The sequence below is a fragment of the Streptomyces sp. TN58 genome (genome assembly GCF_001941845.1).
Taxonomy (GTDB): domain Bacteria; phylum Actinomycetota; class Actinomycetes; order Streptomycetales; family Streptomycetaceae; genus Streptomyces.
Window position 1 is genome coordinate 200,020 of sequence record NZ_CP018870.1, and the last position, 13,780, is coordinate 213,799.

At 73.5% G+C, this 13,780-nt stretch carries 9 protein-coding genes; 2 read left to right on the forward strand and 7 right to left on the reverse strand.

What is annotated here, in order from left to right:
- Window positions 1-114: 114 nt before the first annotated feature.
- From rph to BSL84_RS01000, 5 genes are all read right to left on the reverse strand, one after another.
- Window positions 115-2,757 (reverse strand): rifamycin-inactivating phosphotransferase, encoded by a 2,643-nt coding sequence (rph, locus tag BSL84_RS00980; protein ID WP_075969571.1) that lies wholly within the window; start codon window positions 2,755-2,757, stop codon window positions 115-117.
- Between the two features lie 171 nt (window positions 2,758-2,928).
- A complete protein-coding gene (locus tag BSL84_RS00985) occupies window positions 2,929-5,082 on the reverse strand; it encodes a CHAT domain-containing protein (protein WP_045323990.1) in 2,154 nt (717 codons plus the stop codon).
- Between the two features lie 11 nt (window positions 5,083-5,093).
- Window positions 5,094-5,519: a hypothetical protein gene (locus BSL84_RS00990; protein ID WP_075969573.1), complete on the reverse strand. Its 426-nt coding sequence runs from the start codon at window positions 5,517-5,519 to the stop codon at window positions 5,094-5,096.
- Window positions 5,520-5,703: 184 nt separating this feature from the next.
- Entirely contained in the window at window positions 5,704-7,053 is a 1,350-nt protein-coding gene (locus BSL84_RS00995; protein ID WP_075969574.1) for a hypothetical protein, read from the reverse strand.
- A 198-nt stretch (window positions 7,054-7,251) separates the two neighbouring features.
- Window positions 7,252-7,956 (reverse strand): MerR family transcriptional regulator, encoded by a 705-nt coding sequence (locus BSL84_RS01000; protein ID WP_045323988.1) that lies wholly within the window; start codon window positions 7,954-7,956, stop codon window positions 7,252-7,254.
- Window positions 7,957-8,103: 147 nt separating this feature from the next.
- On the opposite strand from BSL84_RS01000, the gene BSL84_RS01005 reads away from it, so the two are divergent.
- Complete coding sequence (locus BSL84_RS01005; protein WP_075969575.1) at window positions 8,104-9,471, forward strand: YhgE/Pip domain-containing protein; 1,368 nt, start codon at window positions 8,104-8,106, stop codon at window positions 9,469-9,471.
- Window positions 9,472-9,608: 137 nt separating this feature from the next.
- Complete coding sequence (locus BSL84_RS01010; protein WP_075969576.1) at window positions 9,609-11,738, forward strand: protein kinase domain-containing protein; 2,130 nt, start codon at window positions 9,609-9,611, stop codon at window positions 11,736-11,738.
- Between the two features lie 382 nt (window positions 11,739-12,120).
- Here BSL84_RS01010 and BSL84_RS01015 read toward each other — a convergent pair whose 3' ends face one another.
- Together BSL84_RS01015 and BSL84_RS01020 are read right to left on the reverse strand one after the other, a co-directional pair.
- Window positions 12,121-12,423 carry a hypothetical protein gene (locus tag BSL84_RS01015; protein ID WP_045323983.1) on the reverse strand — a complete coding sequence of 101 codons (303 nt, stop codon included), beginning with the start codon at window positions 12,421-12,423 and terminating at the stop codon, window positions 12,121-12,123.
- Between the two features lie 140 nt (window positions 12,424-12,563).
- Entirely contained in the window at window positions 12,564-13,679 is a 1,116-nt protein-coding gene (locus BSL84_RS01020) for a serine hydrolase domain-containing protein (RefSeq protein ID WP_075969577.1), read from the reverse strand.
- Between the last annotated feature and the right edge of the window lie 101 nt (window positions 13,680-13,780).

Here is a 13,780-nt window from a genome sequence, read left to right on the forward strand (position 1 = left end):
CGGTAGCCGCCTGCGGCCGCCGGAGTCGCAGCCGAGGTGGGTGCGTCTGTCCATCCGCGTTTCCCGACCGGACCGGCCACGCCGGCGGTGCGGTGGCGTGGCCGGTGCGGGCGGTCAGGGCAGGATCTCTACGTAGCCGTCGGTGCCGTGGACGCGGATTCGCTGGCCGTCCCGGATCAGCCGGGTGGCTCCCTCCACGCCGACGACGGCCGGCAGGCCGTATTCCCGGGCGATGACCGCGCCATGGGTCATCAGGCCCCCCACCTCGGTCACCAGGCCCGCGATTCCGACGAACAGCGGCGACCAGCTGGGGTCGGTGAAGGCCGTGACCAGGATGTCGCCCGCTTCAAGATCGGCCTGTGCCATGTCGAGGACGACCCGCGCCCGGCCCTCCACCGTGCCGGACGAGACCGGTACGCCGAGCAGTGCTCCGGCGGGGGCGTCGTCCCGGCGGTAGGCCCCGGTGAGGGCCTCGCCGTCCGAGGTGAGCACCCGGGGCGGGGTGAGTGCCTGGTGCGCCCGGAAGGCCTCCTTGCGCTGCCCGACGAGCTGCCGGACCGATTGCCGGAGGGTCTGCGTGTCGGGCTGTGCGCCGCCCTGCCGGTTGGAGCGCACGAGGTCGTGGAGTTCCTGGAAGGTGAGGTGGAAGGCGTCCTCGCGCTCGGCGAGCACCCCTGCCCGCACGAGGCGTTCGGCCTCCGCCGTCAGGGCCTGCTTGTAGAGGAAGTAGCGGCAGACGATGTCGTACTTCGGGTACTCCCGGTATCCGATGAAGGTGCGGACGCGGTCGATCATCCGCTTGGCCTCGTCGGCCTTCCGCGCCCCGTCCGGCAGCGCGTGCAGGCGCGACAGCACGTCCTGTTCCTTCTGCCGGGCCTTCTGCCGCCCCAGCTCGAAGCGCCGTTCGGCGGCGCCCGGTTCGGAGTTGCGGACGTGGTCGAGGATCACGGGCACCAGTGCCAGGGGGTGTTCGCGCCAGCGGGGCCTGGTGATGTCGATCTCGCCGACGCAGCGCATCCCGTACCGGTCGAGGTAGGACTCGATGGCGTCACGCGCCTCGGGTCCGCCGTCGACCTTCGCCAGCCCGTCCAGGAAGCCGTCGTCCTGCACGCCCCCCAGGTACGCCACCACCTCGGGCAGCGGGCGGATGACGTCCGCGACGTCGAGCAGGGCCAGTCCCATCTCCGAGGTGACGTTGCCGGGAGCGGACAGCGTCAGCGCGTCGGCGGCGTTCTTCTCCCCCAGCCACTCCCCCAGCTTGTCGTTGAGCCACCACGTGGCCTCCATGCCCGCCATGATCACCTGCATGCTCAGCGGATCGGCGAGGTGGCGCTTGTGCTCCTCGAAGGCCTCCAGCAGGAAGTCGAACAGCTCGGGCCCGCTCTTCGCCCGGATGCCGCGTTCCAGGGCGGCGAGGGAGGTCCGGCTGCGCTCGATCAGGTCGGTGACGACGGCCGGGTCGGTCTCGATCGGGTCGGGCACGCCGCCGGGCGGCGGACCGGCGGGGCCCGGGCCCGGTTCGGGGAGCGCCGCAACGACGTCACCGCGGTCGAGGACGGTCTCAAGGGCGTCCCGGACCAGCGGGTCCCCCTTCCCGAGGGCGTCCAGGAGGGCGGCGCGGGTCGCGGGCGAGGCCAGGCGATCGGTGACGTCCACGAACAGCCGGCCGCCGGCCTCGTGCATCGCCACCATGGCCGTCAGCTGCCACATCGAGTACCCCAGCGGCTTCATGGGGTCGGTCATCATCTGGGCGTGGCCGACGGAGACGTAGACGCGCTTGCCTCGGTCCCCGCGTTCCGGCACGGGGAACAGCGTCGTGATCGGCCGGCTCTGCACGATCCGGAAGTCGTCGTCCACCAGGCACCATTCGATGTCCTGGGGGCGGCCGAAGTGCGCTTCGATGCGCCGGCCGAGCTCGACCAGCCGTACGGCCTGCGCATCGGTCAGCGCCGGCTGGTCCTGCTGCCGTGCGTCGATCGCCACCTCGTGCGTGCCGCCGGCCGGCGAAGCCGTCAGGGCGCGCTGCTTGAGGGAGATCTTCCGGGCGACGACCTCGCCGTCGCGCACGGTGAAGACGTCCGGGTTGACCAGGCCGGAGACCAGCGCCTCGCCGAGGCCGAGTCCGGCGTCCACGGTGGCGACCTCACGGTTGCCGGTGAGGGGGTCGGCGGTGAACAGGACGCCGGAGGCGTGCGGGAAGGCCATCCGCTGCACGACCACGGCCATGTGGACCGTGCGGTGGTCGATGCCGCTGCGGTGGCGGTAGGCCACGGCGCGCTCGGTGAACAGCGAGGCCCAGCACCGGCTGATGTGCCGGAGTACCGCGGCCTGGCCCGCGATGTTGAGATACGTGTCCTGCTGGCCGGCGAAGGAGGCCGTCGGCAGGTCCTCCGCCGTCGCGCTGGAGCGCACGGCGTAGGCGGCACGTTCGCCGGACCGGGCCAGTGCCCGGGTGATCGCCGCCGCGAGATCGTCGGGGATGGCGGTCCCTTCGATGGCGCTGCGGATCTGCGCGCTGAGCGTGCGGATCGCCTCGCGGTCGTCCGCCGGTACGCGCGACAGCCGATCGAGCAGACCGTCGACCGCGGGCGCCTGCTCGGTGACCCGCCGGAAGGCCGCCGTCGTCACGCAGAAGCCCCCGGGCACGCGGACCCCTTCGATGCGCGACAGCGCGCCCAGGTGTGCGGCCTTGCCGCCGACGAGCGCGACCTGCGTCTCGTCCACCTCGTCGAGGTCCCGTACGTACTGCTCGTTCACTGCGATGCCTCCAGGGCGGTCGTGGACTCAGGTCGATGATTCTGCGTCAGGACCGGGCCCTTGCGGCAAGCCCCCGGTAGCGCTATAACTTGAGAGCGGCAAGGAGAGTGCTCTCCTTGCCTTTTCTCGTTTCCGAGGGCGCCCGTGCAAGTGCGACCACCTCGGGCTCTGTCAGCCCCGGCCGATGAAGGCGAGGCCGGCCGCGCCCGGGCGGCGGTCCGGGGGGAGGGCGAGGTGGGCCTGGCGCAGCGCCTGGGGCAGGGGCACACCTCGGCGCAGGTGCCGGTCGTAGGTGTCGGCCAGGAGGTTTCCGGCAAGTTCGTCGTCGATGGCCCAGAGGCCGCCGACGACCTGTGAGGCGCCGGCCACCAGGCAGGACAGTGCGGCGGCCGTGGTGTCGGCGCGTTCGGTGGACTTGGCCGACCAGCAGCAGCCGAGGACGACCACCGGGGGCAGCCCGAGCCGCAGCAGGGCGGCCGGCGAGGAGGGGCCGTCGGGCAGCAGCATGCGGTACTCGAAGCCGTCGCTCTCCGTGCCGTGGACGCTGATGGTGAGGATGTCGTACGGGGCCGCCTCCAGCGCCTGGCGCAGTTCGGCCAGCGTGTGCACCCGGGTGAAGCGGATGTGCCCCTGGGTGTGGAGCCGTTGCAGGGCGTCGGCCTCAAGGCGGGATCCTTCGAGCTCGACCTCGTCGAAGATCCCGATCACGCGCGGCACGGCGGCGGCGGGGGCCGGCCGGGAACGCAGGGCCGCGCCCGCCGACATGCTGATCGCCAGCTCCGTGGTGCCGTGGGGGGCGAGTTCGTTCCAGGGCATCGCCCAGGTGCCCGAGTCGGGGACCACGAGGATGCGGGCGCCCGCGGTGTCGGGGCCGATGTCGGCGAAGAAGAGGTCGCGGACGCGTCGGACGGCCTCCTCGGGTGCGTCCTCGGAGTCCTCGTCCATGCACAGGGCCAGCGCTTTGCCGTCGGCCGCCGAGACGTGGGTGCGCCGTACGAGGGGAACGGGGTGCGAGGGGCGGAGGGTGACGACGGTGAGGTAGTGCTCGCCGACCCCTGCTCCGGTGAAGTGCACCCAGACGACGTGGTGGGCCGGGAGTTCCCGGGTGATCTCGGCCGGCGTCACCGGGGCGGTGGTGCGTGCCAGGAAGTCCACGAGCGTCATGTCGGCGCGGGCGTCGGTGTCGTAGGCGTCGCTGTCCTGGGGGCGGCCGACGGCGGTTCCGCCGCGGAACTCGCCCAACAGGTCGGCGACTTCGGCGACTATCTGCGGCTCGTGGCCCGCCTCGTGGAGGTCGACGGCCGTCATGAGCAGTCCTGTGAGGAGCAGTTCGACGTCGGTGACGGTGCGGGCGGCGAAGACGTCGTCGGCGCAGAGCCGGGCCAGGCTCTGGCGCAGGGCGGCAGGTGAGGGCAGCAGGCCGCCCTGTACCCGTGCCGCTTCGGCGAACAGGCGCATCGACGCCCTCGCGGGACCGGGCGGCAGTTCCCCGGCGCTCTGGCCGTACCATCCGGACGCCCCCACGTGGTCGCCGCGGAGGGCGGCCTCGGAGGCATGGGCCATGGGGCTGTCGTGCGGTGCGACGCTCGCGAGGGCCGGGGCCACCATGTCGTGGGCCCGGTCGTTCCGGCCGATGCCGGCCGCCAGCCGCGAGAACTCCCGCTCCGCGGCCAGCCCCTCGTCGATGCGGCCGTCGGCGATCAGCACGCGCGAGCGGTAGTAGACGGCGAGGGCCCGGTAGCCGGGTGTGTCGGCGGCCGCCTCCAGCGGCCCCACCGTGGTCCGGAGGCGTTCGGCGTTGGCCGTGGAGTGCGCGGCGTGGGCGACGGCGCCCAGGATGCCCGCGCGGCGGATCCGCGGGCCGCTGCGGCCCACTTCGTGGAGCAGCGCGCGCAGGACTGCGTCGACCGTGAGGGATCCGAGTGCGTACAGCCGCTGCTCGCTGGAGATCGCCGACAGCAGGTACAGGATCGTCCGGTCCGGGCCGTCCGGCGCCAGCTCGGCGGCGATCCGGCGGCACTGGGCGGCCTCGTGCGTACGGCCCAGTTCCTCGAAGTGCCCGCCGGTCTCGTCCAGCAGCGATGCCAGGAGGCGGCGGGTCAGCGGCTTGGGCGAGGCGCGGGAGTAGTGCTCGTCGACGGTCTGGACGATGTGGTCGAGTCCGGTCGAGTACACCGGCCGCCGGTCGAGCACCTGGTAAAGACGGGTGACGGCGCGGACGTCGGTCGCGTCGACGCCCTGGAGGTCGCTCACCAGGTCGACTTCCAGGTTGCGGCGGACCGCGGTGACGACCATCGACTTCAGACGGCTCCGCAGGCTGCCCATCGCGGGGGCCGTCAGACGGTGTCGGTGTCGAGGGCGGCGGCCGGGGCGGGCCCTCCGGTCGGGGCCGCACCGGCGCCGGGGCCGGTGCCCTGGGCGGGGAGGATCGTCCGCCGCAGCAGGCGCTCGATCTCCTCCACGGTCGCCTCGCCGTCGAAGCGGATCTGGCCGTGCGGGCCGATGGCTTCGACGTACATGCGGCTGCGGTCGTCGGAGCGGTCGGCGCGGCGCCGCGAGGCCAGCGAGCGGATGGCTCCGGCGAGGTAGGCGATGGTCTGCGGGGCCTGCAGCAGGGCGATGACCGTCGCGGTCCCACCGATGAAGTCGCCGTCGAGCCCCCACTGTGAGCTGCGCCGGCCGCGGGTGGACGTGGCGTGCCCCTCGGCGACCAGGAGTTCCGCGAGCTCGCCCGGAACGCTCATCTTGATGGTGTCGCTCATGTACGCCCTCTCACCGAGCGGGCCGCCCGTACTGCCCCCCGGGTCCGGGCGGATCCCCCAACTTGCCTGTTCCGTTTGCAGTATGGCGCGGCGGGCAGCTCGGCATCCGGTGTTCCCGCAATCCCGTTCCGCTTCCCGTGGGCGGCGCTCGCCCGGCACCGGGCGCCGGGGCGGGGCGCTGCGGTCAGGAGTTGGGCAGGCGGCGGAAGCGGCCGTCGGCCTCGTACCCGACCGCGGGGATGCCCAGCAGGTCGTCCACCCCGGGGAAGCCCTCGCCCGTCTGGAACTGCGCCCCGTGCACGGAGGTGTCGCGCGGCGGGCCCTCGTACATGCCGGTGTGGGCGCTGCCCAGCTCCATGAGGTAGCCGCCCGCCGCCGAGGGGCGGCGCCGGTCGTTGGCGACGGCCTGGGTGGCGTAGGTGTTCATGGCCGCGACGCGCTGGTAGAGGTCGGCGGCCGGCATCGCGGAGCGGCGTGCCGGGCGGCCGTCGACCCCCTTGACGCGGATGCCGTGGGTCCGGGCGGCCTCCAGTACGGCTCGCAGTCCGGTCGCGCCCAGGTTCATGTTGCTGTCGTAGCGGGTGGCGAACGCGCGCAGTTCGTCGCTCATCGTCCCGGATTCGAGGTACGCGTCGACGTGTGCCTGGTAGCTGTCGTCGCGGATGCTCTCCAGGTAGAGGGTGCTCACACCGGCGGCCCGGATCTCCTCCATGTGCGTGCACAGGAACTGCCAGACCGGTGCGCCGGAGTGGCTGCCGCCGATGGCCACTCCGTCGTACCGTGCCAGCAGTGCGCGCAGGTCGCCCATCGCGTCCTGGGCGCCGGAACCGGCCAGGGTGTCCTCCACCTCCGCGTGGCGCTGCTGCCGGTCCTGGGCGGTCTCCGCGTATGCGTCTCGGGCCGCTCGGGCGTCGCGGCCGAGCTGTGCGTCGCGTGCGTCCTGGCCCCTCCAGTAGCCGCTGGTGCCGGGGTCGGCGCGGCCGATGCCTTCCAGTACGTCGTTGCGCCCCGCTGTCACGGGGGTGCCCGGCGCCAGCCTGCGGAGGTTGCCGAGGTTGTAGTGGAGCAGTTGGTCGGTTTCCTGGAGCATCTGCGGGTCCGCGTCGACGGCCACGCGCTGCTTGCGGGCGTTCTGGGCGGGCTGCGGCAGGCTCTGCCATTCGCCCGGCGTGAGCACGTTCGGTGTGCGGTCGCCGGCGCGGGAGGTGCGGGGGCCGCGTACCCGCAGCGCGGGGCCCGGGGGATGCCGGTGCAGTTCGTCCTGCTCCATGCGCTGGATGGCGGGAGCGGGAGCGGGGGCCGGAGCTGCCGCGGCGCCCTGGGCGCGGGACGTGTGGCCGCGGTCCGCGGTGTGGGCGTGCCGCTGCGCCTCGATGATGCGGGACACGACCGTGTTGCCGGCGAGACGCTGGAGGTGCAGCACCGACTCCGCCGGGGTCGGGCCCCCGCCGGACCGGGTCTGGCGCGCGGCCTGTGCGGCTCCCGAGCGCTGCGGCCCTTTCCGCTGCTCGTCACCGGTGTGCTGCGCCCGCATGCGGCGTCCCCTCGTACGACTCGTGACTCTTGCGGCTCTTGCGGCTCTTGCGGCTCTTGCGACTGCGACGTGGACTGGGAGAGCCGAGTGTCGCCGGACCGAGGTGTCCGGCGGTAGGTCCGCAGGGGCAGGTACGGGTGCAGCGGCGTTGCCCCGGCCTCCGGCCGAGCCGTGGGTCCGCGCCGGTGGGGGCCGACGCTACCCGGGTGCCACGTCCTCGCCGGCGCCGGCCGCGGCGCGGCGCCTGACCTGGTCCTCCTGGGCGAGGCGGCGCAGCAGCTCGAACACCGGGGCGCAGACCGCGAGGACGACGACCGCCCGCTCCACCAGCGAGACCGGGTCGTCGATGCCGACGGCGCGCTCCAGGTCCAGGCGGGCCACCGACTCCGCCAGGCGGGCGTAGGCGGCGAGCTCCCCGGGGGCGTACTGCGCGTCGAGCCTCCGCAGTTCCTTCAGGGCTGCCGTCAGGGCCTCCACGTGCGGTGACGTATCCGGCACCTGCCATTCCAGGGCCGCGAGCAGTTCCGCCACCTCGGCTCCGGCGGTCGCGTCGCCGCCGTCGGCCGCCTCTCCCGCGCCCGTCTGGCCCTCGCCCGCCTCACCGGGGACTGCCACGGGCCGGGCCGGGCCCGGTACCGGCAGGGCGTAGCTGACCGCCCCGAGGGCGCCCTCGACGCCGTGGGCCTGGTCGACGGCTCCGAGCACCTCGCGGGTGGCGGCGATCGACAGGCCGCCGAGCTTGGTCAGGGCCTTGATCAGGCGCAGCCGCTGCGCGTGCTCGTCCCCGTACTCGGCCGAGGTCGCGGCCGTCGCCCGCCCCGCGGGCAGCAGGCCCTGCCGCAGGAAGTACTTGATGCTGGCGACCGGCACGCCGGTCCGCCGGCTGAGCTCCGAGATCTTCATTGAGGCTTCCCTGCTGCTCGTGCGGTCCGCCGTCCGGCGGCCGGCACGGCGCTTCGGCGATTGGACACCACAACAAGATACTGCCACTATCCAATGACTGGATACTCGAAGTATCCAGTGCAGGAACGCAGCCGCACCGGAGAATCGATGCCCCAGTCCACGCCCTCCCCGTCCGTGCTCCGCCGACCCCGGCTGTGGATCGGGACGGGGCTGATCGCCGCAGTGCTCTCGATGGTCTTCGCCCTGCTCTACGTCGGCGGCAACGTCGACCCCCGGGGCAGTCTGCGCGAGCTGCCCGTGGCCGTGGTGAACTCCGACCGCGGCGCCGACACGGGCGGCCGCCATGTCAACCTGGGCGAGCAGGTGGTCGCCGGGATCCAGAAGTCGGCCAAGGGCGACCGGAGCATCGACTGGCAGGTCGTGAACCGCGCGGAGGCCGACAAGCGGCTCGGCAAGGGGAAGCTCTTCGGCGCCCTCGTCATCCCCGAGGACTTCTCGGCCACGGTGACGGGGCTGACCGCCCCGCCGTCGGCGTCTCAGGGCAAGGCCGCCGCGCCCACCCTGACCGTGCTGACCAACCAGGCCGCCGGCAGCATCGGTTCCTCCATGGCCTCGCAGGCCGCGCAGAAGGCGGCCCACGCCGCCTCCGCCCAGTTGGGCCAGGAGCTCCTGAAGCAGGCCGGATCCCAGAAGACCCCGCTCCCCACGGCAGCCCAGCTCATGCTGGCCGACCCGGTCACCGTGGCCGTCGCCGACGGACACCCCGTAGGGCCGCGCAGCGCCATGGGCCTGAGCGCCTTCTACTACGCGCTGGTCCTGGTCGTCTGCGGGATGCTCGGCGCCAACGTGGTCAACTCGCAGGTCGACACCGCGCTCGGCTACCTGCACACCGACTTCGGCCCCTTCCGCAAGCGCGAACCCGTCCGGCACACCAGCCGCGTCCGCACCCTGGCCATCAGCACGGCCCTCATGCTGGGCCTGTCCGTGGTCATGGGCAGCCTGGTGGAGGTCGCCACGGTCGTAATCCTCGACATGGACGCCTCGCACCTGGGCCTGCTCTGGCTCTACTCGGTCGCCACCATCGCGGTCGTCGGCATCGGCAGCCTGGCCCTGTTCGCCGCCTTCGGCACCCCGGGCATGCTGCTGGCCACCATCGTCTTCGTCGCGATGGCCGTCCCGTCCTCCGGCGCGACCGTGCCCGTCCAGGCGCTGCCCGACTTCTTCCGCGCCCTCGCCGAGTTCGAGCCGCTGCGCCAGATCACCGAGGGGCTGCGCTCCCTGCTCTACTACGGCGCCCAGGCCGACGCGGGGCTTGCCCGGGCATGGGCCTCGATGGGTGCCGCCCTCGTCGCGGCACTGCTCTTCGGCTTCGCCGTCACCCGCCTCTACGACCGCCGGGGACTGCACCGCATCCCCCGGGCCGAGGACGACTCCGCGACCGGATCCGCCACCGGCACCGCGGTACCCGGCGGGGCCGCGGACTCCTCCGAGGCGGCAGCCCCGGCCACGGCCTGACGGGGCCCCACCGGCCCCGCCCCGGTGCCGCCCCGGGCACTGCCGGGCACCTCCCCGCGCCGGACCGGCTTGACTGGTGGACAGCACGCCAGGTAGGGAGAGGCTGTTCATTGCGCAAGGTGTGAAACGGGGGACATATGAAGCCGCTCGAAGCGGGCGATCCGACCTCGCTCGGCGGGGGCCGCTACCGGCTCGTCGGGCGGCTCGGCCAGGGCGGCATGGGCGTGGTCTACCTGGGCCGCTCCCAGTCCGGCCGTGCGGTCGCCGTCAAGGTCGTACGCCCCGAGCTGAGCACCGAGCCCGGCTTCAGGCGCAGGTTCGCCGACGAGGTCGCGGCGGCCCGGCGGGTCGGCGGCTTCCACACCGCGCCGGTGGTCGACGCCGACCCGGACGGGGACCCGGCGTGGCTGGTGACGGCCTTCGTGCCCGGACCCACCCTGCAGGCGGTACTCGCGCGCGTCGGTTCGCTGCCCGCGGACACCCTCACCGTCCTGGCGGCCGGCCTGGCCGAGGCGCTTGAGGCCATCCACCGGGCGGGGGTCATCCACCGCGATCTGAAGCCCGCGAACATCATCGTCGCCGAGGACGGGCCGCGCGTCATCGACTTCGGCATCGCCCGCGCCCTGGACGGCACCGCCCTGACCCAGACCGGCCTGCAGGTCGGCACCCCTGGGTTCCTCGCACCCGAGCAGCTCACCGGCGGCGGGGCGCTCACCCCCGCGGTCGACATGTTCGCTCTGGGGGTGGTGCTCACCCAGGCGGCGGGCGGCACCCCCTTCGGCGACGGCCCGTCCGCGGCCAGGCACTACAAGGTGGTGTACGAGGAGCCGGACCTGAGCGCGGTGCCCGGTGAACTCCGCGACGCCATCGGTGCCTGCCTGTCCAAGGACCCGGCCGCAAGGCCCACCCCGGCCGCCTTCCTCGCCACTCTCACCGTCCGCCACCCCGACGGGGGGTCCTGGCTGCCGGAGGCGGCGACGCAGCTGCTCCCGCCCGCGGAGCCGGCGGCCCGGCCCACCGCGCGGGACACCGCGCCCCAGACCACGCGGGACACCACGCCCGAGACCGCTCAGGTCACGCCGCCGGACAGCCCGCCGGCCGCCGCGGCGGAGATCCCGCAGGCCGGCCCGCAGGACGCTCCGGCGGCCGGCACCGCCCGGCCCGCCGTCGCGGAGCCCCTTACGGAACAGGCGCGTACCGTGACGGGGGCCGCGGCTGGTCCCTCCCCCGCGCCCTTGCCCGTACCCGTACCTGTGCACGAGGGGCAGGCGGGCGCGGCGGGGCCGCGGCGCCGCCGCGCCATGGCGGCTGCGGTGCTCGTGGCGTCTCTCGCGGCCGTCGGCCTGTTCATGTGGCAGCCCTGGAAGGACTCCGCCAAGGACGACGCCAAGCGCGAAACCGCCACGCCCACGGAATCCGCCCCCACCCCCGCCGCGTTCCCCACCGAACCCCTGCTGGTCCGGCAGGACACCGCCCCTGGCTGGCCGGCGACCTGCCACGGCGTCATCGCCCGGCGGGACGCCGCGGCGGAGAAGCCCGTCCAGCTCATCGCGGCAGGCGCGGGCACGTGTGACACCCTGCCGCAGTGGTCCCCGGACCGGAAGTCGTTCGCGTTCACCCGCACCACAGCCGAGGGCACGGCGGTCTGGACCGCCAACGCCGACGGTTCGAACGCGCGCCGGATCGCCGCCATCGCCGGCGGCCGGGTGTCATGGTCACCGGACGGCAGCCGGCTCGCCGTGCTCCGGACGAAGGACGGTGTGCAGCAGCTGTTCGCGGTGACCGTCGCCGACGGCTCCTCGCGCCAGCTCACCTCGGGCAAGGGCCCGGTCGAGGATCCCGCGTGGTCACCAGACGGCAAGAGCATCGCGGTGTGCCTGCAGACGGAGCCGGAGAACTGGCAGATCCACCTCGTGGACCCCGCCGCCCCGAACGGCGCCCCCCGGCAGGTGACCCGGCTGCCCCACCCCGCGCTCGACCCGGTGTGGTCACCCGACGGCGCCACCTTCGCCTACACGGCGGGCGCCTACGGCACGGCCACCCACGGGGACATCCGCCTCGTGGACGCCGACGGCAGTGACGACCGCGAACTGGTCTCGACGAGCGCCCACGAGATGGATCCCGCCTGGTCCGTCGACGGCGCGTGGGTGGCGTTCGTCCGCGGTCCCTACGAGAAGCCCGCGGTGTGGGCCGTGCGTCCGGACGGGACCGGCGAGCGCGCCCTCACCACCGACGACTCCACCGAGGGGCATCCCGCCTGGCGTTGACCCCGGCGCCGAGGTGACTGACGGGCCGGACGGGTGTCAGGGCCTGTATCGAGTTGCCCCGTGGAGCAAGGAGCGGCGTTCGGTGCGTGCCCTCGGCGTGCGGGACGAATGTCCTCGTAGCGGAGCTACCAGGGTATTCGGCTCGTGCGCCGAGGGTGCGTGCCGGGCGTCGCGACGCCGCGGGGCAACTCGATACAGGCCCTAGGACCAGGGGGTGTCGTCGAAGTAGCGTCGGCCGCCCGTGGGGGCGGGGGTGGCGGGGTCCGGTGCGTGCGCTCGCAAGGCGAAGGAGGGAGTCGGCGCGGGCGTCGGCGACCGACGACAACGCGGCAAGGCGCGGTGCCGGACCGCCCGGACCCGGCCCTGATCCGCCGGACACCCCCTAGCCTTCGATGCCCGTGACCGCGGGCGGCCCCAGAGGAGCGTCCTTCTCCGGGAAGCCCAGTTCCGCGAGGGTCTCGGTCAGCAGGCGGACCGCGTCGTCCTCGGCCGTCGCCCGGTCGGCGGCCTCGACTTCGAGCCGGACGGAGAAGGTGCCGCCCTCGTGGACCGTGAGCAGTTCCACGTCTTCCGTCTCGCTCAGGTCGGTGTGGTGGGAGGCCAGCCTCCTGCCCAGCTCGGAGCGCGTCTCGTCGTCGATGTCGCGCAGGAATGTGCCGGGCACGGTGATGACGTACGTGGTCACTGCTGCCTCCAGTCGGTCTTCCGGGGTCGAACTGTGTGGATGCCCCGGTACCGGATTTCGAATCGCCGCGGCGCGCCTGACCAGCCTGCCGGACGTACGCGGCGCCGGACGGCCCGTCGGCCTCCTGCTCCGGGGCCGGGTCATCGCAGTCCGCTGTAGGCGGCCATGATGATCTCCATGCCGCGGTGGTCCTCCTGCCGGTCGCGATCGAGCATCTGGTTCATGACGTAGGCCACCGTCATGCGCGCCCCGGGGTCGCTCGCCACCAGCGAACCGCCCCATCCGCCCCACCCGAAGGTGTTGCCGAACCTGCCGAATCCCATGGTCCAGGACATCGGCGTCCGCAGGACGCGGTCGTCACCGCCGAACACCTCCTGCCACGCGGGCTCACAACCCCCGGCGGACAGCAGCCGCACCCCGCGGGCCGAGCCGTGGTTCGACAGGACCGACTGGACGAGGGCGACGGACCGGGCGTTGCCGAAGCCGTTGACCGCCGGGATCTGAGCACGGCGCCAGGCCACGGAGTTGACGTCCCTGACCCGGACCGCGGCGCCGGTGTGCTCCCGGCGGGTGCCGTCCGGCCCGGCCGGCGCTGCGGAGGCGTAGTCGTCGGTCAGCGACGGCGGCGGGAGGAGGGGTGTGACGCGGCGGTCGTGCTCGGCGGCCAGTCCGATGTGGAAGTCCGCGCCCAGCGGCTCGGCCACCTCCTCGGCGAAGAACTCGGCGAGGCCGCGGCCGGTGATGCGGCGGACGATCTCGCCGATCAGGAACCCGAAGGTGAGCGCGTGATAGCCGGCGGCCGCCCCGGGCTGCCATTCGGGGGTCTGTGCGGCCAGCGCCGCGGTCACGCTCTCCCAGTCGTAGAGATCCTCGACCGCCGGCGGCGCGGTCAGGTCCGGCAGGCCGGCGGTGTGCGACAGCACATGGCGTACCAGCACGTCCTCCTTCCCCGCCGCGGCGAACTCGGGCCAGTAGGCGGCCACCGGCGCGGCGGGGTCGAGCTCGCCCCGGTCGGCCAGGATCAGCGCGCACAGGGCGGTCATGTTCTTGCTCGTCGAATTCACGCAGGCGAGCGTGTCGCGCTCCCATCTCACGGAGCGGTCCGCGTCGGCGTATCCGCCCCAGATGTCCACCACCGGCTCGCCGTCGACGTAGACGGCCGCCGAGGCGCCCACGTCGTCCCTGCCGAGTACATCTGCCAGCGCCTCGCGCACCGCGGCGAACCGCGGCTCACACAGTCCCTCGATGTCGGTCATGGCTGTGAGCCTCGTGCGTCGAGGAGGCTCCCTGCCCGACAATTCCCGCACCGGCTTTGTCGGGCAGGCGCGGTCCGCTTTCCCCTACGGTCCTTGCGACG

What these genes read in the sequence shown, in the direction of transcription:
- BSL84_RS00985 (WP_045323990.1), bottom strand. Translation starts at nt 5,082, where the DNA reads ATGGGCAGCCTGCGGAGCCGTCTGAAGTCGATGGTCGTCACCGCGGTC.
- BSL84_RS00990 (WP_075969573.1), bottom strand. Translation starts at nt 5,519, where the DNA reads ATGAGCGACACCATCAAGATGAGCGTTCCGGGCGAGCTCGCGGAACTC.
- BSL84_RS00995 (WP_075969574.1), bottom strand. Translation starts at nt 7,053, where the DNA reads ATGCGGGCGCAGCACACCGGTGACGAGCAGCGGAAAGGGCCGCAGCGC.
- BSL84_RS01000 (WP_045323988.1), bottom strand. Translation starts at nt 7,956, where the DNA reads ATGAAGATCTCGGAGCTCAGCCGGCGGACCGGCGTGCCGGTCGCCAGC.
- BSL84_RS01005 (WP_075969575.1), top strand. Translation starts at nt 8,104, where the DNA reads ATGCCCCAGTCCACGCCCTCCCCGTCCGTGCTCCGCCGACCCCGGCTG.
- BSL84_RS01010 (WP_075969576.1), top strand. Translation starts at nt 9,609, where the DNA reads ATGAAGCCGCTCGAAGCGGGCGATCCGACCTCGCTCGGCGGGGGCCGC.
- BSL84_RS01020 (WP_075969577.1), bottom strand. Translation starts at nt 13,679, where the DNA reads ATGACCGACATCGAGGGACTGTGTGAGCCGCGGTTCGCCGCGGTGCGC.